Raw genomic sequence first — 21,524 nt, 5'->3', positions numbered from 1 at the left:
TACAACACTAACGGGGACATAGCCTTTTTCATGCCCATGCTCCCGTGGGAGCGAGCTTGCTCGCGAAGCTCTTGTGCATACCCTTTCGCGAGCAAGCTCGCTCCTACGAACGGCCCTCCTCTCTCTCGCTGTGAAAAAGCTCGAACCTTGGCCCGCCGGCGCCAGTCGGAACTGATAAGCCCCACGACTGCGGAGAATCGCCATGGTTTATCACTGGGACCTGATCGAACGCCTGCTGCACGAGGCACAGAACTCGGCCGGCCAATCCTTCGCCCCGCGCCGCTACGCGGAAGAACTGGCCGCGGAAATGGAGAACGCCGGCGAGACGGTCGACGACCTCGACCACTTCCGCGCCGAGGCCGCCCGCTACGAATCGCTGCTGGTGGAGAACCAGTTCATCGCCCCGCGCCCCGAGGAAGAAGGCGGCAACGGCGAGAACTTCGTCCTCACCCCACGCGGCGCCCAGCTGCTGAGCATGCTCGACAGCAGCATCCCCGGCAGCGAGCACCCGCGTGAGGTGCTCGACAGCGCCGGCGAGGCGGCGCTGACACCCGAGGTGTTCGACGAGATCGCGCCGAAGGCCAACCTGGAAACCGAGCAGACCTGACGAAAGAATCGATCGATATCAGCTGAAAGTTATATTGGATATCGATAGATCGACTCGCCACCATGGCAGCATCAACCTCGCGGAGGAACTCCGATGCTGCCCGCCCTCTTCATCTCCCACGGATCGCCCATGCTCGCTCTGGAGCCGGGCGCCAGCGGCACCGCCCTGGCCCGCCTGGCCGCCGGGATGGACAGGCCACGGGCGATCCTGGTGGTCTCTGCCCACTGGGAAAGCGACGAACTGCTGATCGGCAGCTCGCCCAACCCCGACACCTGGCACGACTTCGGCGGCTTTCCCCCGGCGCTGTACGCCGTGCAGTACCCGGCCCCAGGCGCCCCCGAGGTGGCGCTGGACGTGCAGCGCCTGCTGGCCGCCGCCGACATCCCCAGCCGCCTGGCCCCTGAGCGCCCACTCGACCACGGAGCCTGGGTGCCGCTGTCGCTGATGTATCCGCAAGCCGATATCCCCGTGCTGCAACTGTCGCTGCCGAGCCACGCCGGCCCGGCGCTGCAGGAACGCATCGGCCAGGCGCTCGCCAGCCTGCGCGAACGTGAGGTGCTGCTGATCGGCTCCGGCAGCATCACCCACAACCTGCGCGAACTGGACTGGCGCGCAGGCCCGGAAACAGTCGAGCCCTGGGCGCTGGAATTCCGCGACTGGATAGTGGACAAGCTGCACGCCGGCGACCGCGCATCCCTGCTCGACTACCGCCGCCAGGCGCCCCACGCGGTGCGCAGCCACCCCAGCGACGAGCACCTGCTGCCGCTGTATTTCGCGCTGGGAACCGGCGGCGAATTCCGCGTCGAGCACAGCGGCTTCACCCTCGGCGCGCTGGGCATGGATATCTATGGTTTCTACTGAGGAGAAGCACGGTCACTAACCCATCGGGAGTTTGCCCTTGGCCTTGCCCAGGCCAAGGGCAAACTCTCATGGCTACTGCCAGTTGGCCGCGATCACCGTGTTCAACTGGTCTCGCTGGGCCGAGGTCAGATTGATCTCACCACCCGCTGGCGCGCCGAAGGCGGCCATGGCATTGACCAGATTGTCGACCTGATTGGCATACAGCGAAGCGCTACCGGCCTGGATCACATCCAGCTGCTGAGCCAGGTCGGCATACCAGTCCTGGATGGTGATACGGTCCTCCGACCCCGTCACATCGATCACCAGGTCGTCTCCCTGGCGCGACAACCACAAATTTTCGCGTCCGATATCAGCAACGCTCAGCACATCGCTATCGGCATCCGGCGTGTTGGACAGATTGTTGATTACATCCTGGCCATCACCTGCAGCGAATACGTAGGTGTCGCTCCCTGCCCCACCAATCAAGTAGTCGTTGCCGGTATTGCCACGCAGGGTGTCGTTGCCGGCACCACCGTCGATCAGGTCATCATCGGACGAGCCGAGGATGATCTGGTTGCCCGCCTGACCAGCAAGCACAGTGCCGAAGGAACGCTCATCGGGCAGGTGCCGATAGGTCGGCGAACCGAGCGGATCGGGATTGCTCAGCCCAAAGGCGCCGAACAACTGATCGGCCGTAATCTGCCCACCCGAGGCGAAAGCGATGGTATCCACCACATAATCGCCGCCCAGGAACCAATTGCGGATCGTCACCTTGTCGCTGCCGCCGCTGACGTTGAGCACCAGGTCGTTGCCGCTTTTCATCAGACCGCTGGCAACCTGGTTGAAGCTGATACCTTCGAAACGAAGGGTATCGGCTCCACCACCGCTGTTATCGATCACATCCTGGCCACCACCGGAGGCGAAGACATAGGTATCGTCGCCACGGCCACCCAAGAGCGTATCGTTGCCCGCACCACCCGCCAGGACGTCGTTGCCGTTACCGCCCTCCAGGCGATCCGCTCCGGCATCGCCAAACAGCTCGTCATCACCGTTGCCTCCCTGTAGCAGGTCGTTTCCGGTGGTGCCATCGAGTCCATCATCGCCAATCGAACCCTGGGTGATGTCATCGAAAGCAGCGGCCGGGGTTGGCACAGGCAGGCCAAAAGCCCCGAAGATCTGCGCCGCGGTGAGCTGACCGCCAGTTTCGAAAGCGATGGTTTCCACCAGATTGTCGCCACCGAGGAAGAAGTTCTTCAGCGTGACCTGATTGGCCGTACTGCCGTTGACCCGTAGAACCAAGTCGTTGCCTGACTTCATCAGGCCCGAAGCCACCTGGTTGAAGGTGATGCCACCCGCGAACACGAGGGTGTCGGCACCGCCGACTTCCTCTATCACGTCCTGGCCGGCGGTGTAGATGTAGGTATCGTCGCCGCCCCCACCAAGCAGGGTGTCGTTGCCCGCCACACCGCTCAAGGTGTCATCACCGGCACCACCGAGCAGGATGTCGTTACCGGCAGTACCGACCAGCTGATCATCGCCACCCACGCCCGCGACAGGCGGCTCTCCCGGCCCACCCGGATTGCCTGGCTCCCCAGGCTCGCCCGGCTCCTCACCGCCACCACTATCGGGCAGTACCGTGAGTTGGGCTGCAATCTGTGCAGTGGTCAGGTAGTTGCCACCATCCGGCTGCACATAGTCGATCGAATGGTCGCCGCCCAGGAAGTGATTGGTCACGCGTACCTGCTGACCAAGGTCACCGTCGACCAGGACCACCAGATCATCGCCATCCCGATGGAAGCTCAGGCGGCTCCGCGGCACATCGAGGAAAAACACGCCATCGAAGCCACCGCCGCTGTTGTCGATCACATCCACACCACCATTCGCTCGGTAGTAGTAGTCATCGTCGCCAGCGCCACCGATCAGGGTGTCATTGCCATCCTCACCGGCCAGAATATCGTTGCCGGCACCACCGTTGAGCAGATCGTTGCCTGAACCACCGAGCTGGCCATTGCCGCCTGACAGGTAGTCGTCGCCATCCCCCCCTTCGATCTGGTCGTCACCACCCATGCCGAACAGGGTGTCATTGCCAGCCAGGCCGCGCAGCACATCTGTGCCAGCAGTACCCGAGAGTTGGTCGTTGGATGCCGTCCCAGTCACGGTATTGCCGCCACCTCCTGGAGGTACTTCACCGCTGATGATCTGGGCGATACGTGCTGCGGTGAGCATTGACCCGCCCTCGGGCTGTACGAAGCTGAGGGCATTGTCGCCACCGAGGAAATGCCCCACTACTCGCACAGACTGGGCATCATCTTGGTCAACTCGGATCAGCAGGTCATCCTGCTCACGAGAGAAACTCAAACGCTCTACGGTGATACCACCGTTAAAAAACAAGCCGTCCTGGCCGCCACCGACTTGAATCTCATCTGCACCGTCACCCAGCCCGTAGACGTATGTGTCATCACCCGCTCCACCGGCCAGCAAGTCCGTACCCGCCCCTCCCCTGAGCTGGTCATTGCCCAGCCCACCGTATATCTCGTCGCTGCCGAACTCACCTTCGAGGTAATCGTTGCCGGCTTCGCCGTGAATCAGGTCATCACCAGCACGCCCCCAAATCTGGTCGTTGCCCGCACCACCGAAAAAGGTGTCGTTTTCATCGGTGCCCACCAGACTGTCTGCCGCAGAAGTCCCTTTGTAGACAACACGAGCCTCGATCTCGTCCAGGCCCAGCTCACTGCCATCGGCAAAGCTGAACACGTCCAACTTGAAGTGCGCAGTCGGCCCGCGGAACCAGTTCTGTACCGTAATGGCATCCTCGCCATTCGCATGCTCTATCAGCAGGTCCTGCCCCTGACGGCTGAACACCAGATCGCTGGCGACAATACCGTCACCGAAATACAGATAGTCGATACTCGCCTCGACATTGCTGTAGGCCTGATCCGGGCGTCGCTCGATCAGCAGATCGCGACCATCGCCCAGGTTGAAGACATAGCTGTCCTCGCCGAACGAGCCATACAGGGTATCGTTGCCCTGGCCTCCTTCGAGAGTACTGGAGCGGGGCTCCCAAACGTGGTCGTAGGCGATGAGCAAGTCATCACCCGCGCCACCCTCGAGGCGATCTGCGCCTTGACCAGTCAGATGGTCCTGACCGTCTCCGCCGTGCAACACACCGCTTCCGTCGATACGGTCATTACCGTCGCCGCCGTCGAGGGTCCCAAACCCTTCCAGGGTGTCGTCCCCGGCCAGGCCAAACACCAGGCTCTCACTACCCAGCCCCGTGAGCACATCGTTGCCGGCGGTGCCTATGATGGAGTTTGCCATCCGCACCACCTGCTCACGCGTCCAGAGCGTTCCGTCCGCAAAGCGGATTTCCTCAACTTGCCCGTTGTGCTCACCACCACTGAAGTAATTGACCACCCGCAGGCTGTCCGACTGGTGACGCAGCACAAGGTCATCTCCATCGATCTCGAGCTGTAGCGCATCGGCGTTTACCGAAGCATCGAACAGAATCCTGTCAACGGCACCGTCGTCGCTAAAGAACGTTGGGCCCGCGCGGAACTGACTGTCGTCGATCACATCCTGGCCCCAACCCGCGGACAGGGTATAAAGGTCAGCGCCCGCACCGCCCATCAGAATATCATCACCAGCTCCGCCACTGAGCAGATCCGCTCCGCCGCCGCCCGATAGCTGGTCGTTACCCGCTTCTCCGTACAAATGGTCTTCGCCCGCCTGGCCGAACAGGTAGTCATTGCCATCCCCTGCGTAGAGCACAGCACCTGCCTCATCCGCAATCAGCAAATCATCTGCTGCCGTCGCGGCGCTAAACTCGACCCGCCCCAAACCTGCCGCTATGGCATCACGATTCAGTAGCGTACCGCTCGCCAGTCTGATCGAGTCGATCGGCGATTGGATCAACGCGCTGCTCCCGCTCTCATAAAACGCGGTAATTCTCAAGCTGTCCGTACTGCCCTGCAGGCTGACCAGCATATCGGCCCCCTCGCGGGTGAAACGCAAACGGCTCGCCTGGGTGTCGGCAGCGACCACAACGCTGGACAGGATGTTCTTGTCCTGCTCCCAGGCTGCGGCTGTCCGGATGTGATCGGACACCACGGTGTCCTGGCCACTGCCTATACCAAAACCAAGGGCCACAGACGAAGGTCGTCCGGTTAAGCGGATCAGGTCATTACCCGTACCACCCTCAACCTGCGCGGATATCACACCATCCAGCTCAATCAGATCCGCCCCGGCCCCGCCTTCAATCTCAGCATGGCCGCCAAAGGCGTAGATACGGTCGTCCCCATCTCCGCCGGAGAACCGATCTAATGCAGTAGTCGGGTAATCGAACTGTTTGTACAGGCTGTTGTACCGCAGGCTGGCGCCATAAAGGATGTCATTGCCCGCACCGCCCTCGAGCAGATTGCTCGAGTAGTTGCCGTACAAGCTGTTATCGCGGTCGTCGCCAATCAGATCAACCGAGCCGAGCTTGTCACCGACCTTGATGACTTCAATATTCGCCCACTGCTGAGCGTGAAAAACGGTTGAGGTATTGCCCGCCCGTTCGTTCAGATGCAGCGTATCCGTGCCTTCATCAGCCGCTTCGATCACCGTATCGTTCAAGCCAATGAGATACGTGTCGTCGCCGGTAAAACCGCTCAACCGATTGGCCGCGCCGTTTTCGGCGCCGTTCAGGACATTGTCCAGTTCATTTCCCAGACCTTCGGTGGCACCATCACCGGTAAGCAGCAGGTTTTCCAGCTTCTCACCCAACTGCCAGGACACCTGGGATTCAACCGTATCGATGGAATTGCCGCGCTCGATAATGACATCGCCCGCATCGTCTACGACGTAGGTGTCCTCAATGTCGCTGCCGAGCATGGTGTCGGCACCGGCACCGCCATCGATCCTGACCGTATTAAGAAGGCCGCCGAACGATCTGAAATCCGTATTAGAAAGGTCGATGCGATTGTTCAAGGTATTACCGGTATAGCGGTAGCCCGCACCTGCCCCAGTACCTCGATACTCGATACGCTGCACGTCAATCAGCGAGGTTACCCGTAAGTTCTCAACCTGATCGGGCATGTGCATAACAAAGGCATTGGTTTCGATGCTGTCGACACCCTCGCCGACCCGCTCCTCTATTGAGAAGGAAAGGCCAGCCATCAGGCTGTATATTGGCAAGCTCGGGTACTGGCCGATATCGCGAATGATGTAGGTATCGTTGCCAGCACCACCTATATAGGTATCACTTCCTTGCCTACCATCGAGGCGGTTATCCCCCGCGTTGCCACGCAGCACGTTGTCAGCGTTATTGCCGGTAGCGTCGATTGACAGAATACCGGTGAGCTGCAGATTTTCTACATTGGCCGGTAACTGGTAGCTGACGGAACTGATGATATTGTCAGTGCCGCCATTTTCCAGCTCGACCACTTGGTCGAGAGGATTGTCGACCTGGAACTCGTCATCTCCAGCACCACCGGTTTGCGTATCGGCCGGCCCGGTCACACTGTTGCCTGCGCGCAAACCCAGTTCGGCATGGCTCCAAACCGTACCGTCATAAAAATGAACGGCAGTCTGTGCATCACCCGGCTTGAAAAAGTGCTCCAGCACCAGAGACTCACCCGAGTCTCGCAGCACCAGAACCAGGGAATCGTGCTCCAGCGTGACGCTGTTCAGTGGAGCAGCGGTTCGAACCAGTTCGATATCGTCCGGGGTGAGCCCCTGAGCCAGTTCGACCCGGTTCAGCCCCTCCAGATCTGTCAGGCGGTCATTACCGGCACCCAGACCATAGGTGTAGCGGTCGTTGCCCGCACCACCCAATAACCAGTCATTTCCAGCCTCGCCATCCAGATGATCATCCAGCGCCCCTCCTACTAGGCGATCATTGCCGCCTCCTCCGAGCAACGTATTCGCAACATCGGCCAAGCCGAAAATCCCCTCATCGTCTGGCCCACCGGTGAGGGCCATACGCAATAGATCCGCCGCTGACCAAATCACATCTGGTTCGGCCTCGAACCGTACCTGAGCAATGGGCCCAGACACCCCCTGCCCCCGCAGTTGGTCCTGCAAGCGCACCACGCTGTACTCGCCATTGACGCCATGCAGGAACCACAGTTGAAGTGTTGAGGTTTGCTGGTCTCGAATAACACGCACATCCTGCGCCCGCAGGCCACCCCCCATAATCAGTTGGTTGCCACTGTCGAGGTCAACAATCTGGGTGCGTGAGTAGCCCAAACCCGTAAGAGATATCTCGTAAGTGTCGACCCCTGCTCCGCCATTTAGATGGTCCTGACCGTGACCGCCAACCAACCAGTCGTCACCAGCATTTCCTTCCAGGTAATCGTTGCCAGCACCACCTATCAGTCGATCATTACCGTCTTCACCGGCAATAAAGTCGTCGCCACCCAGCGCATCGAAGTAATCGTCGCCAGGGCCGAGACCAAAGGTGTCTGTCTTTTCAGTGGCCAACGCCTGCACACCCTCATAAGGCGGCAGATGCAGACGGTCAAATACCTGCCCATCGGCGAACTCAAGGGTTTCTATTCCTTCGTTGCTGAAGAAACCGGTGATCCTCAGGCGATCTATCTCGCCGAACCACACCAGCAGATCATTTCCGTGCCGGATAAAGCGCGCATCGGCATGGGCCAACCCCTCGCCCAAAATGATGCGATCCACTTCATCAGCCAAGGCGCCTTCATTAGAAATTTTGTCGTGACCAAAACCGGCATTGAGTATGTAAGTATCATTACCTCGACCACCCAGCAGGGTTTCATTTCCAACACCCGACTCGAGCCGATCATTGCCCCCCAAGGCCTCGATTGTACGGTTTCGATCATTGCCGGCAATGAAATCATGGGTCTCCGTCCCAGTTATGTGCCCGGTGTTCACGTCAAAATGAATACCGCTATCCAATACCTGCTGCCAACTCACCTCCGTGCCGTCGTTGAATACCACCCGATCAAAGGGACGGGGCAGCTTTGAGCTCCCCAGGGCGTTGAAAAGGATGGCATCGCCCTCGGAGCCAATCGACAAGACATAGGAAACGGTGCCGGTTTTGGTCAACCGCAGATCGTCGAGGGTAATACCCTCGCCCAATCGCAGGGTATTCTCGCCAGTGCGACGCGGACCGGTAGCACTCTCACCTATCAACCTATCGCGCCCATCACCCACGGAAAACAGCAGGGTTCCACCTCCAACCGCCAGCAAAGTCAGGCTGTCATTGCCCCGTCCGCCAGAGATCGTCGCGCCACCGCCAGCCCCCGTGACCGTCAAGGCATCGTCCGCCGCGCCACCGTACACGGCGCCGGTACCCGTGGTATCTGTGCGCGCCACGCGCGACAGCAGCGCCTCACCTAGCAGACGATCCAGGCTCACTCGACCATCACTGAATTGAAACTCCAGTGAGGCGCCACTCAACCCCCTATCCACCTGCATTTGGTGTTCATCATCGACCTGCAACACAAGATGACCGCCGCCGCCATCCCGCAGGCTCAGGTTTGCGCGCGAGATATCGAGCAGGTGTACACGCGAGTGACCGTCGGAGTCGTCGATGCGCCCCATCAGCCCCTCCGACACCTCCATATCGCTCAGCTTCAGCAGGTAAAGGTCATCGCCAGCACCACCGAGCAGCACATCGCGACCACCGCCACCTTGTAAGGTGTCCGCACCTGCCCCCCCGAGCAGCACGTCATCTCCCAAGCCGCCGTTGAGGAAATCATCGCCCTCTCGCCCCTCAAGATGATCATCCCCATCACCGCCCAGCAAGGTGTCGTTATCAAGCCCGCCCCAGAGAGAGTCCGCACCGGCACCGCCATCCAGGTAGTCATTGCCGTTGCCACCCAACAACTGGTCATCGCCCGCTCCCCCCAGCAAGGTGTCATTGCCGGTCACTTGCGATATGCCATCCGACCCCACGTTGTCATCACCATCGAGGCGGTCGTTACCATCGCCGCCCAACAGCACGTCATCGCCGCCATCACCTTGCAAGCTGTCGTCGCCCTCGCCGCCATCAAGGTAATCGGCGCCGTGCGTCGTCGGTACTGCCGCGCTGCCATCGCTGTCGCCGTAAAGCTTGTCGTTACCCCCACCGCCCTGCAGCGTGTCGCTCCCACCCAAGCCGTACAACAGGTCGTCTTGCGCGCCACCATCGAGATCGTCGTTACCGTGATACTCCCGTGGTGTCGAGCGATCATCGCCAAACAGGGTGTCCTGCCCCTCGCCCCCCAAGAGTCGGTCATGACCGCCATTGCCATACAACAGGTCGTTGCCATGACCGCCAATCAGCAGGTCATTGCCATGCTCGGCCCCCGGCACTTTTTTCAGCTCGTATATTTCCCCCGCTATGTCATAGCCGTCCCCTACCAAGGTGTCGTTGTCCTCACCACCTATCAGGGAATCGTTACCCGTATCACCCATCAGGTAATCATCGCCGGCGTTACCTTCGACGTAGTCATTACCCCTATTGCTGTATACGAGATCATTTCCTTCACCGGCCATGATCACGTCGTCGGCATTTTCATCAGTCAGCGGAGTGCTCGTACCTGACCGCGTTACTACATAGCGATGGATATCAGGACCCACCGCGCCTGCGCCAAACGCGACCTGCATGTAGGGATCCAGCGCATAACTGACGTCATCGCTGTAAATGAAATCGTCTCCGTCGCCGGCGGAAATGGTGTCCGCGCCAGGACCACCGAAAATCCCGTCCATACCACCCGAGCCGACGACCAAGTCAGCACCGTTTCCACCATCCAGCCAGTCGCCGGTAATGCCGCCCCGCTCCGGCAAGGGATTGGCCGCCCCCTGTGAAAGCTCGGTAAATGCATAGATGGCATCATTACCGGGCCCGCCAAAAATCACATCGCTGCCCGCACCGCCAATGAGCGTATCGTGGCCCTCAGCGACATCGCCGACGTAGTAGTGGATTCGATCATTACCCTCGAGCCCCAGGATGCGATCATCCCCTGTAGTGCCATCCAGGCTATCGGGGTCTGCGGTGCCAGTAATCACAGACGTGGCCGACACCGGTTCCGGCGGAGCGTAGCCCTCAAGCGTCAGTCCCAGCGCACCCTCGACATAGTTGCGGATCAGGATGCTGTCGCCCTGGCCGTACAGCACCAGAAGATCGGAGCCGGAGCGCAGGAAGCGAACGTTGTTGTCCTCACTGACCCAGGTATCGGCCCCCTGCGCAATCTTCTTGCCCTTGCGGTAGTGCGTCTCATCGATCCATAGACTGCCAAGGCCATCGCTGTCGATGAGAATGTCGGAACCATCGCCGGTCTTGAACTCATAGCGGTCGTTGTCGGCACCGCCGAGCAGGGTGTCGTTGCCCTTACCACCGTTGAGATGGTCATTGCCGCTGCCACCTTCAAAGTAGTCGGTACCGCTTCCACCGCTGAGAGTATCGTTGCCGCCCATGCCATATAAATGATCGCTCTGAGTACTGCCGGTGAGAGAGTTTCCAGCATCATTACCAAAACGGTATTGGCGTATATTGTCCGGTATATTTTCGGGATCAAACCCTTGAGCTATTCGGTAACCACTAGCCAGATCCTCATAATAAGTCCGCTCATTTCGATACTCCCCGTCTCCGGCATTCGGATTGACGGGGTTAGTGTTCTTCTCTCCGAACCAAAGCTTGCGCTCTAGGAAATTGGCACGATCCTGTAGCCAGGTATTGCTGTAGTTAAGGAGCCCATCATCAGCCCCTTGCAACCGGTCAGCGTCCCAGGCTGAAGCCAGGCCATCATGCATGCTCTTAAGCGCTGCTAGGGCATCGGCATCATTTACATTGAGGGCAAACGGCGAAAGCTCGTACAGGGCGAGAAACTGCCCAAAATCATTGCGTGCAACACTACCGTCCGTTGTCGGGGTAACGAGTTCTGCCTTACCGAGCAGAGCGTGGTAAGTCTCGCTACCCATGATCGCCTTCAGCGCGAGATAAAGTGCCTCCCGGCCGGTATACAACCCGCTGCCAGCCACATCAGCCCAAGTGTTGCCATCGGGATTGCCGTTCAGACGATACGCCACCGCAGCGCCGCCCAGAAGCATGGAAGCCAAGCTATTGACAACATTCTCCAACACATCGCCTTCAGACTTTCCCTGCCCACCAAGCTGAGTATCCTTCTGCCACCAGGAAGCACTTTGCAAGATGGAGTACAACTCGCTTGCGGCCTCGTTACGCTGCGCCTCGGGCACCAATTGCAGCAACGTGTTTTGCACATTCAGCGAGTCGAGAATCAGTACCAAACTATGGCTGTCACCAAAATCGTTCTGGCTGTAGTTGGGTACCAACAACTTGATGTCATCAAAGGTGTAGCTGGCAGCCAAGGTGGCAGCCAAGGCTTCACTGAAGACACTACCGCGCAGCAGTGGCTGAGCCTCAATGAATACCTTGATATCGGCACCATAGTGAATCTGAGAATTGGCCACCGCCGAAGGTTCACCGACGCCCATCACATCGTACTGATTGCTCTTCAGGGTGTCTGCGAACTCGCGGCCGAAAAAAGTCTGGATCGTATTACCGAGCAGTTGTACAGCCTCGGTGCGCTTGGCGGCCAACAGCGTGGCCATCTGGTAATCAAGACTTATCTGTGCGATGTGAGTGACGGGAATATCGGCCGGATTGCTTGGCGTGTCGCCCCCCGATGAAAGCTCGGGAGCGCGATGAGCCTCTACAAATATCGCCCCGGCCCTATCCAGCGCAGCCCTGATAAGTTGAATTTCGAGCGAATAAATCAACCATGTGGTAGTGACTCGGCTGTCGAAGCTTTCCTTGAGACTTTCAACTGCGCTCTTCGCTTGTTCGCTGTCATAATTGACACTGGCAGTAATCAACGCGGTGAACTCTGCGTTCAAATCGCGATAAAGATCCACCAACTCAGGAACCTTAAGTACGGCGTCGAACTGCGTCGGATCGTTGCGCAAGCTGTCGAAGTAAGCCATGACGCTGGCCAAGTCACCCTCCTTGATCTTTCCAACCCCTGCGCCATTGAAGGTAACCACCTGCTGCGCCACATCGGGGTACAGCAAGTTGAAGGCAGTGGCCAAGTGGCCACCCAGGCTGTAGCCGGTGACAGATAGTGGACCGTCAATCAGTCCCCGTGCACTCAACGAGGCGTACCACTCCTGCATATCGTCGATCTGACCAAAGGCCCAGCCGAACTTCGCGATCTCCATGGCGTTGGTCGCCTGATTGTCGCGGGCGGCATCGTCGAGGAATTCGGTGGAGCGGAAGCTCATGACGTATTCGTTGGTACTTTCATTCTTAAATAACGTTCCCGAAAAGCCGGTTGCGGTATTTGATAGGTGTTCAAGCACTTCCCAGTCGGTGCCCAAGCAGGAGAGTACATACTGTGTCTCGGTGAATTTGCTGGCGTGGTTATTACCGGTCGTGAGGTTGGACGCCGTCAATGCGCCCGATGCCTTTCCGCTAGGCTCCTGATGGGGGTTGATTGTCGCATCGAAGCCGTACAAAGCCTCTGCAGCCATCTGTAAGTTGGCGAACTTAAGATAGTCGGTGATGCTCAGGGTATTTAGTGTGCTCATGATTATTTTTCCTTCCTTGGAATCAATATTTGATCGACGAACTTACGTGTGGCTGCCTCCGCACCCACTGCATGACCAGGGCATTTATAAGCTGTTAGCCAGGGACTAGGATTGGCGCGACTGGCTGGCGTGCTCCAAACATAACGCAGCATTTCACCCAGTACGTCACCTGTCTTGAGATTGATAACCCGAACCGTACTGCTGGCCACGCCCAAAGCGCGTTCACTTGGGATTACATGGTCTTCGAAGGTCACGCCATAGAGTGGGCTTAGATCAGGAGCAGGATTCCGGTCAAGAGCCCAGCGATAGATATTCAGGTCATAATCCGGGTTGCGCGCCAAAGCCATCTGCACGCCTTCAGCTTCAGTATCTTTACGACCCACGACCTTTATCGAACCGGTATAGCGATAGCGCTTCCCATCACCCGGATCGACTACATCGATATAACTATATCCAGGACGATCCATAAGTCCAGGGCGAGAATCAGTTGCGATATATCCGCGCTGCTCCTTAGTGATTTTGTTTGGCTCATCACGCCCCAGAGTGAAAGTAGCGTATTCGTATCCTAGAAAGGTATTAACGTACTCATCTCTCTGAGCTTCCTTCGCAAACGCCGCCCCTGGCCAATTTGGGTCTGCCCACTCCTGAACCCCAGCCTTAGGTCTGACTTTAAGCAGGACCAGTCCCTCCACATCCGGCACTACCTTGTAAATCTTCTCTCCAGCCACGCTGCGACACTTCTCTTCCCAGAGTGCCTTTCCGGCCTTGGCACGTTGCAACGGGGTCATAGCCGCCAGATCGCTGGTCACTGACTTGGGCGCATTGGCCTGTATCGACGCCTGCTCCGCGTCGCAACCGGCCAGCAGCAATAGGGCGATAAGCCAATAAGCTCCGTTAATACACTTCATGCGACCAACCTCCCATGCCACTCCCGCATATTGTCGATCTGACCAAAGGCCCAGCCGAACGCCTTGATCTCCATTTGAGAAATGAAATAGGCTTTGGGCATACAAAAAGCAGTTCCTGCAAACGAAATTTTATATCCATCCATGCTGGTTGAATGATTAACCCCCACCATAAGATGAGATCACGACCCTGCTACCATAAAGCAGAACCAAACTAACGACTAAAAGCAATATGGGTAGTACTATTTTTAGCACTTACCATCACACCCTCTACTCTCAGCAACATGCCGTTCTACTCTACTTATCATATCGTCTCCTTTGCATTGGCTAGGGAGACCATTGCACTGCTAACCTGCTCAATCACCGGTAAGCGCTCACCAAGCCTCAGCAAGGCCTGAGCATAATGGCTATTTCCATGCTCAACGGAATAGCGTTGTGCCGTTATGTAGGTCGCCTCACGCAATTCGGCAAATGCCTCTGGTTTCGAAAGCCCCTGCAGCACTCGCATGGCAATTTCGTCCGATTTGAAAAAATCCACCAACAGGCCGTTTTCTTTATCACGAATAACCTCACGCACTGGCGCAGTGTCGGAGCCGACAACTAAGCACCCGCTAGCCATAGCCTCCAATAACGACCAAGACAGCACAAAGGGATACGTCAGATAGAGATGCACAGCAGAAACTTGCAGCACTTTCTTATAAGTGGCGTAAGGCACCTTGCCAAGAAAGTGCACGCGATTAAGATCGAGCGGATTTTCCGCCAGCAACTTGCTGCGCCAGTTGGGCGCGTTCTTGGGCTTGCTGCCGTAGCTCACCCCATCGCCACCGACGATCACTACTTGGCAGGTTGAATGTTCTTTGAGGATTTCGGGCAGCGCGCGCATAAAGCTGTGAAAGCCCCGGTACGGTTCCAGATTACGCGCTACGTACGTGATGATCGGTTCACCAGCCTTAAGCACCCGGCCATTGGGCAGTTGCAAGGTCGCCTCGGGGTCTGGGCCCAGATTCGCGGTGTCAATTCCTTCATGAATCACCTGAATCTTGTCGCGATAGGCGGCTGGATGCAGGCTGTGCTGCCAGCGAGTCGGGGTTATACCTAGGTCGCAGTTTTCCAAGTTGAGTAAATGCAAGGCGTTGCGGCTGCGAATGTTGGCCGCGCCGTTAACTGCTAGCGGGAATTCCGGATCAAAGCCAGCGTCAGCCCCTTGAGGCTGGTAGTAGTACTCGCAGAAGTGGATCAGCTTCACATTGGGGAATGCGTCTTTGACATACAGCGCTTCCCCCCAGCCAGGATGAGCGACTACTACATCCGGTCGATAACCCTTGGCTTTCAGATCAAGGAGCAGGCGCAGGACCTGCTGACCATGCAGCACACCGTCCTCGAAAGTACGGACATAGGGATGTGTATGAGCGCTAGCCCTGCGATGGGGCGTATAACGCAAGAGCCGTATACCTGGCAGCCCGGGCGCTTGCTGGCGGCCAATGGCTAATACCTGAACGCCTGGCATTTTTGCCATGTGCACAGCGATGTGACGGAACTGTCCAGGAAAGTTCTGATGGATGAAAAGCACGTTCATGTGCAGCCCTCCTTGATCAGCGCTCGGCCATGCTCTCGTCCACGTACTGCTGCAACGGACTCAGGAAGTAGTCGATTACCTTCCTCTTATCCGTCTTCACTTCCGCCCGCACCGCCATGCCCGGCGAGAGTTGGATCTGCTGCTCACCCACCCGGATGCTGTTCTCTTTCAACTGAATCCGCGTGCTGTACACCAGCCCCAGGCGCTCGTCTTCAATAGCGTCATTGGAGATGTTCAGCACGGTGCCGTGCACCACGCCGTACTTGGTGAAGGTGAAGGTCTCGATCTTGATTTCCACTTCCTGGCCCGCACGCACGAAGCCGATGTCCTTGTTCTCCAGCATCGCCTCCACTTCCACCGGCTGATCCTTCGGCACGATCACCATCAGTGGCTGGGCCTCAGTGACCACGCCACCCGGGGTGTGGATCGCCAGTTGCTGCACGGTGCCCTCCACCGGGGCGGTGAGGCGCATCAGGCGGTCGCGTTGTTCGGCCTTGGTCAGTTCCTGCTCCAGGGCGGCGGCGCGCTGCTCCGCCTCGTGCTGCAGGTCGAGCATGGCGCGGCGGGTCTGGGCGATGACGCCCTGGCGTCGGCGTTCGGCTTCCAGCCTGGCGGCATTGAGTTCGATCACGCGGGCCTGCTGGATGGCCAGTTCGCGCTCCTGGTCCATCCGCCGCTGTTCTCTTTCCAAGAAGGCGTGCTTACCGATGATGGCCTTGTCCAGCAGGCGCTTGTAGTCGTCGGCCAGTTGGCGGGTGATGGGCAGGGACTCCTGCAGCTTCGCCACCCAGGCCTTTGCGGCCTGGATCTCGGCCGTGCGTTGGGCGATCTCGGCATCGCCCTGCTCCAGTGCAGCCTTGAGTTCCAGGTACTGGCCCTGCAGCCAAGCCTGCGCCGAGGCCTGCTGCTGCGGCATGGCCTGGGGAATGCGTTCGGCCAGCGAAGCCGGTGGCCGGTCATGCTGGATCGACTCCAGCAGCGCGCCGGCACGGGCGCTGTCGACCTGCGCAGCAAGCAGGTCGTTCTTCAGACGCTGCACATCAGCACCGGTGATACGGGCATCCAGTTCAACCAGCAGTTCACCGGCCTTGACCTGCTGGCCGTCGTACACATGGATGGCCTTGACCACCGCCACTTCGCTGGGCTGGATGATCTTGCTCTTGCCACTGGGGACTATCTTGCCGCTGGCGGTGGCCACCACGTCGATCTCGCCAATGCAGGCCCAGAGCAACGTCAGGACGGCGAACGCCATGATGGCCCACTGAATGATCCGGGGCGCTGGATGGACGGGAGCTTCCTGCAAGGCCAGGGCGGCAGGCAGGAACTGCACTTCGTGGGTCATGCGCGCAGGCGCATCCATGGCCTTGCGCTGGCGCCAGGAATGGCGCCAGGCACTGCGGTAGCGGTTTAGTAATTCACGTTTGGCGCCCATGGCTCAGCCCTGCTGCAGTCGGTGCAGGCGCGAGTAGTGGCCGGCCTGGTGGGAAAGGAGTTCCGCGTGGGTGCCCTGCTCGACGAGCTGGCCGCGGTCCATGACGATGATGCGGTTGGCGTCGCGCACGGCGGAAAGACGGTGGGCAATGATGATCACCGTGCGGCCTTTGCAGATGGCCTGCATGTTCTGCTGGATCACCCGCTCGGACTCGTAGTCCAGGGCGCTGGTGGCCTCGTCGAAGATCAGGATGCGCGGGTTGCCCATCAGCGCTCGGGCGATAGCGATGCGTTGACGCTGGCCCCCGGAGAGCGAGGCGCCATGCTCTCCGACCACGGTGTCGTAGCCTTCCGGCAGCTCGAGGATGAACTCGTGGGCTCCGGCCAGCTTGGCCGCCTCGATCACGACCTCCAACGGCGCTCCGGGGTCGGTCAGGGCGATGTTTTCGCGGATGCTGCGGGCGAACAGCATGTTGTCCTGCAGCACGACGCCAATCTGCCGGCGTAGCGAGGAGACGTCGGCCAGGGCCAGGTCCATGCCGTCCACCAGCACCCGCCCCCGTTCCGGTGTATAGAGGCGCTGCAGCAGGCGGGCCAGGGTGCTCTTGCCGGAGCCGGAGCGCCCCACCACACCGATCACCTCGCCGGCCTCGATCTGCAGACTGATGCCGCGCAGAATCTCCGAGCCGTCCGGGCGATAGCGGAAATGCACCTGATCGAACTCGACCCGCCCGCGCAACGGCGGCAGGCTGCTGCGGGTGGCCTGGGACAGTTCGGTACGGGTATTGAGGATGTCGCCCAGGCGCTGCACCGATACGCCGGCCTGCTGGAAGTTGGTCCACAGCTGGGCCAGGCGCATGATCGGCTGCGAGACCCGGCCGGCGAGCATGTTGAAGGCGATCAGCTGGCCGACCGTCAGGTCGCCCTCGATCACCAGGCGCGCCCCCAGCCAGAGCGTAGCGACCGTGACCAGCTTGCCGACGAAGCCCACGCTTTCGTTGGCGATGGTGGACAGGTTCTGCGTCTTGAAGCTGGCCGCCACGTACCCGGCGAGCTGGTTGTCCCACTTGCGCCCGATCTGCGGTTCCACCGCCATGGACTTCAGGGTGTCGATGCCGTTGACCGTTTCCACCAGGAAGGCCTGGTTCTCGGCCCCCCGGTTGAAGCTTTCCTGCAACCGGGCTCGCAGCAGCGGCGTGATGAACATCGAGATGATGAAGTACAGCGGCAGCGACAGGATCACCACCAGCGTCAGCCAGCCGCTGTAGAAGAACATCACGGCGATGAACACCACCGAGAAGAGCACGTCGAGGATCAGGGTGATGGCGTTGCCGGTGAGGAAGCTGCGGATGTTCTCCAGCTCGCGCACCCGCGCCACCGAATCACCCACCCGGCGCGCCTGGAAGTAGGCCAGCGGCAGGGTCACCAGGTGACGGAACAATCGCGAGCCCAGCTCCACGTCGATGCGGCTGGCGGTGTGGGCGAACACGTAGCTGCGCAGGCCGCTGAGCAGGGTCTCGAAGATCATGATGCCGAGCAGGCCGATGGCGATCACATCCAGGGTCGACAGGCCACGGTGCACCAGCACCTTGTCCATCACCACCTGGAAGAACAGTGGCGTCAGCAGTGCGAATATCTGCAGCACGAAGGACACCAGCAGCACTTCGCCAAGCAGCTTGCGGTACTTGACCACCGCCGGGATGAACCAGGTGAAGTCGAACCTGGAGAGCTCGGTGGCCAACGAAGCCTCGGAGCGGACCAGCACCAGTTCGCCGGTCCAGCGTTGCTCCAGGTGCTCGAAATCGAGGATCTCGGGGCGCTGCGCGCGGGGGTCGTGGATCAGCGCCTTGCCGTCGTCGATGCGGGCGATGATGAAATAGCGGCCGTCGTGATCGGCAGCGATCGCAGGCAATGGGGTGGTGTCCAGGCGGCTCAGGGTGCTACGGACGGACTTGGCCTTGAGGCCCAGCTTCCTGGCCGAGAGCAGGAGCTCGGCGCGGCCGAAATGGCGACCATCCTCTGCGAACTCGTGGGCAAGTTGCTCCGCAGAAGCGGCAACTTTGTGAAAGCGCGCGAGCATCACCAAACATGCGAGCCCGGTGTCCGGGCAGATGTCAGGTGCTGATTCCGGTCCCTGGTCAGCCATGGTTCCATCCTTGAAACACGTTGGGAGCAAGGCCGACAGTATCCAGAGCAGCCAAGCGGTGGCTCAGGTAACGCCAGCCTTGATCCGCTGTCAAATAACCCGCGTCAAAGCGTGATGCAAACCTCAGCCGTCTTGATGATCAACAGCCTAGACGTGCCCAGCCTCCGAGATTCAGCCCTTCCTCAGCCAGTAGCGAAACACGCCGTCGCCCTCTTCCTCGCGCAGCAACACATGGCCGGCCAGCGTGGCGAAGGTGCGGAAGTCGCGCTGGGAGCCGGCGTCGGTGGCGGTCACCTTGAGCACCGCGCCGCTGGGCAGGCGGTTGAGTTCCAGCTTGGCCTTGAGCAGCGGCATCGGGCAGTTCAGGCCGCTGGCGTCCAGCTCGGCATCGCAGGCGGGAATGTCGGACATGGGCAGTCTCCTTGCAGGCCGGCAAGGATACCGCACAACCCTGGCACGCAGAGCGGCGGGGCGGCTACAGTAGAGCCTTTCGACCAAGAGCCCAGTGCATGAATCTTCTGCGCCCTTCCCTGTTCGCCCTCGCCTGCGCCTGCCTCGCCGTGCCGGTCGGCGCCAGCGATCTGCCCTCGCTGGGCGACGCCAGCTCTTCCATCGTCTCGCCGGAGCAGGAACACCGCCTCGGCCGCGCCTGGCTCAGCGTGCTGCGCGGCCAGGTCGCGCAACTGTCCGACCCGCTTATCAAGGACTATGTAGAGTCCAGCGTCTACCGCCTGGCGGAAACCAGCCAGCTGGAAGACCGGCGCCTGGAGTTCATCCTGCTCAACAGCCCCCAGCTCAACGCCTTCGCCGCGCCCGGCGGGATCGTCGGGGTCAACGGCGGCCTGCTGCTGAACGCGCAGACCGAGGCCGAGTACGCCTCGGTCATGGCCCACGAACTGGCGCACCTTTCCCAACGCCACTTCGCCCGCGGCCTGGAAGCCCAGCAGCGGATGCAAGTGCCGATGATGGCCGCAATGCTGGCCGGCATCGTCGCCGCCGCGGCCGGCGCCGGCGACGCGGGTATGGCGGCCATCATGTCGACCCAGGCGGCGGCCATCCAGGAGCAGCGCCGCTTCTCCCGGCAGAACGAACAGGAGGCGGACCGCATCGGCCTGCTCAACCTGGAGAAGGCCGGCTACGACCCCCGCGCCATGCCGAGCATGTTCGAGCGCCTGATGCGCCAGTACCGCTACGACTCCAAGCCGCCGGAATTCCTCCTCACCCACCCGGTGACGGAGTCGCGCATCGCCGACACCCGCAACCGCGCCGAGCAGTACCCGTCCAAGGGCGTGGAAGACAGCCTGCGCTACCAGCTGATGCGCGCCCGCGTGCAGCTGATCTTCGAGGAAACGCCCGGCATCGCCGCCAAGCGCTTCCGCGCCATGCTCGACAGCAATCCCAAGCTGGACGCCGCCCGCTACGGCCTGGCCATCGCCCAGATCAAGGGTGGCCGTCTGAGCGAGGCGCGCAAGGAGCTGGGCGAATTGCTGGGCAAGGAACCCGACAACCTCACCTACAACCTGGCCATGGTCGATCTGGACGAGGCCGCCAACCGCCTGGCCGACGCCCGCCAGCGGGTCGACCGCCTGCGCGGCCTGTACCCGGACAGCTACCCCCTGGAGCAGGCGCGCATCGACCTGATGCTCAAGCAGAACCAGAACCAGGAAGCCGAGGCGGCGCTGGACGCCCTGCTCAAGCGGCGCGGCAACGACCCGGACGTGTGGTATCAGGTGGCGGAAGTGCGCGGCCTCAACCGCCATATCGTCGGCCTGCACCAGGCGCGCGCCGAATACTTCGCCCTGGTCGGCGACTACGACCAGGCCCTGCAGCAGCTCGACCTGGCCAAGCGCCGCGCCAGCAGCAACTTCCCCCTGGCCTCGCGGATCGACGCGCGCCAGCAGGAGCTGGCGGAAGAAAAACGCGCGCTGGACAAGATGATGCGATAGGGCCTGGCTGCATCGCGGTCGCGGCGAAACGGCAACAGAAGCTAGTCCCTGGCGTAGCACACCGGCGAACTGGAAGGCCCGCGCCGGTCCAGTTCGTCCTCGAGGAACTCGGCGAGCACCTGGGCGTTGTTGCAGCGTTCGTCGCGGGCGGCGTACAGCAGGGTCAGGGTGCCCTTCTCCGCCATCTCCAGCAGTCCCTGCCAGTGCTCGGGGTGGCCGGCCAGTTCGACGCGGTAGCGCTGGCGGAAGTCGTCGAACAGCGCTGGGTCGTGGCCGAAGGCCTTGCGCAGGGCGTCCGACGGAGCCACCTCCTTGAGCCAGGCCGCCAGCGCCAGGCCGTCCTTGCGGCAGCCGCGCGGCCACAGGCGGTCGACCAGCACCCTCTGCCCGTCCGCCTCCTCGACGGGCTCGTAGACACGCTTGCAGCGGATCATCTCGTCTCCTCCTCGTGGCGGCCGGGCCGACAATCACCTTGCATGCCCGCCGCACAATCAATAACAATTCTCAATAGCAGCACTCCCCCAGAAAACCG

The 21,524-nt window shown here is 60.3% G+C and carries 10 protein-coding genes; 3 read left to right on the top strand and 7 right to left on the bottom strand.

Annotated elements, in window-relative coordinates:
* The first annotated feature begins 202 nt into the window (after window positions 1-202).
* Together N7640_RS14690 and N7640_RS14685 are read left to right on the top strand one after the other, a co-directional pair.
* Window positions 203-607 (top strand): transcriptional regulator, encoded by a 405-nt coding sequence (locus tag N7640_RS14690; protein ID WP_279903945.1) that lies wholly within the window; start codon window positions 203-205, stop codon window positions 605-607.
* Window positions 608-700: 93 nt separating this feature from the next.
* Entirely contained in the window at window positions 701-1,468 is a 768-nt protein-coding gene (locus N7640_RS14685; RefSeq protein ID WP_279903946.1) for a class III extradiol ring-cleavage dioxygenase, read from the top strand.
* A 72-nt stretch (window positions 1,469-1,540) separates the two neighbouring features.
* Here N7640_RS14685 and N7640_RS14680 read toward each other — a convergent pair whose 3' ends face one another.
* The 6 genes from N7640_RS14680 to N7640_RS14655 form a co-directional block, all read right to left on the bottom strand.
* Window positions 1,541-12,988 (bottom strand): calcium-binding protein, encoded by an 11,448-nt coding sequence (locus N7640_RS14680; protein ID WP_279903947.1) that lies wholly within the window; start codon window positions 12,986-12,988, stop codon window positions 1,541-1,543.
* Window positions 12,989-12,990: 2 nt separating this feature from the next.
* Window positions 12,991-13,896, bottom strand: coding sequence for a hypothetical protein (locus N7640_RS14675; RefSeq protein WP_279903948.1), 906 nt, complete (start codon window positions 13,894-13,896; stop codon window positions 12,991-12,993).
* Between the two features lie 301 nt (window positions 13,897-14,197).
* On the bottom strand, window positions 14,198-15,469 hold the full coding sequence (locus N7640_RS14670; protein ID WP_279903949.1) for a glycosyltransferase family 4 protein: 1,272 nt from the start codon (window positions 15,467-15,469) through the stop codon (window positions 14,198-14,200).
* Between the two features lie 16 nt (window positions 15,470-15,485).
* Window positions 15,486-16,901 carry an HlyD family type I secretion periplasmic adaptor subunit gene (locus tag N7640_RS14665; RefSeq protein WP_279903950.1) on the bottom strand — a complete coding sequence of 472 codons (1,416 nt, stop codon included), beginning with the start codon at window positions 16,899-16,901 and terminating at the stop codon, window positions 15,486-15,488.
* Between the two features lie 3 nt (window positions 16,902-16,904).
* Window positions 16,905-19,046, bottom strand: a complete 2,142-nt coding sequence (locus tag N7640_RS14660; protein WP_279903951.1) for a type I secretion system permease/ATPase — start codon at window positions 19,044-19,046, stop codon at window positions 16,905-16,907.
* A gap of 171 nt (window positions 19,047-19,217) precedes the next feature.
* On the bottom strand, window positions 19,218-19,457 hold the full coding sequence (locus tag N7640_RS14655) for a sulfurtransferase TusA family protein (RefSeq protein WP_279903952.1): 240 nt from the start codon (window positions 19,455-19,457) through the stop codon (window positions 19,218-19,220).
* A gap of 98 nt (window positions 19,458-19,555) precedes the next feature.
* On the opposite strand from N7640_RS14655, the gene N7640_RS14650 reads away from it, so the two are divergent.
* Complete coding sequence (locus tag N7640_RS14650) at window positions 19,556-20,992, top strand: M48 family metalloprotease (RefSeq protein WP_279903953.1); 1,437 nt, start codon at window positions 19,556-19,558, stop codon at window positions 20,990-20,992.
* A 41-nt stretch (window positions 20,993-21,033) separates the two neighbouring features.
* Here N7640_RS14650 and N7640_RS14645 read toward each other — a convergent pair whose 3' ends face one another.
* Complete coding sequence (locus tag N7640_RS14645; protein WP_279903954.1) at window positions 21,034-21,426, bottom strand: DUF488 domain-containing protein; 393 nt, start codon at window positions 21,424-21,426, stop codon at window positions 21,034-21,036.
* Between the last annotated feature and the right edge of the window lie 98 nt (window positions 21,427-21,524).

Source organism: Pseudomonas sp. GD04015, from assembly GCF_029837675.1.
GTDB classification, from domain to species: Bacteria; Pseudomonadota; Gammaproteobacteria; order Pseudomonadales; family Pseudomonadaceae; genus Aquipseudomonas; species Aquipseudomonas paralcaligenes.
Note: the sequence above shows the minus strand (reverse complement) of the source record. Positions and strands in the feature narration are given on the sequence as shown.

Coding starts and splice junctions, on each gene's coding strand:
- N7640_RS14690 (WP_279903945.1), top strand. CDS start 203: ATGGTTTATCACTGGGACCTGATCGAACGCCTGCTGCACGAGGCACAG.
- N7640_RS14685 (WP_279903946.1), top strand. CDS start 701: ATGCTGCCCGCCCTCTTCATCTCCCACGGATCGCCCATGCTCGCTCTG.
- N7640_RS14680 (WP_279903947.1), bottom strand. CDS start 12,988: ATGAGCACACTAAATACCCTGAGCATCACCGACTATCTTAAGTTCGCC.
- N7640_RS14675 (WP_279903948.1), bottom strand. CDS start 13,896: ATGAAGTGTATTAACGGAGCTTATTGGCTTATCGCCCTATTGCTGCTG.
- N7640_RS14670 (WP_279903949.1), bottom strand. CDS start 15,469: ATGAACGTGCTTTTCATCCATCAGAACTTTCCTGGACAGTTCCGTCAC.
- N7640_RS14665 (WP_279903950.1), bottom strand. CDS start 16,901: ATGGGCGCCAAACGTGAATTACTAAACCGCTACCGCAGTGCCTGGCGC.
- N7640_RS14660 (WP_279903951.1), bottom strand. CDS start 19,046: ATGGCTGACCAGGGACCGGAATCAGCACCTGACATCTGCCCGGACACC.
- N7640_RS14655 (WP_279903952.1), bottom strand. CDS start 19,457: ATGTCCGACATTCCCGCCTGCGATGCCGAGCTGGACGCCAGCGGCCTG.
- N7640_RS14650 (WP_279903953.1), top strand. CDS start 19,556: ATGAATCTTCTGCGCCCTTCCCTGTTCGCCCTCGCCTGCGCCTGCCTC.
- N7640_RS14645 (WP_279903954.1), bottom strand. CDS start 21,426: ATGATCCGCTGCAAGCGTGTCTACGAGCCCGTCGAGGAGGCGGACGGG.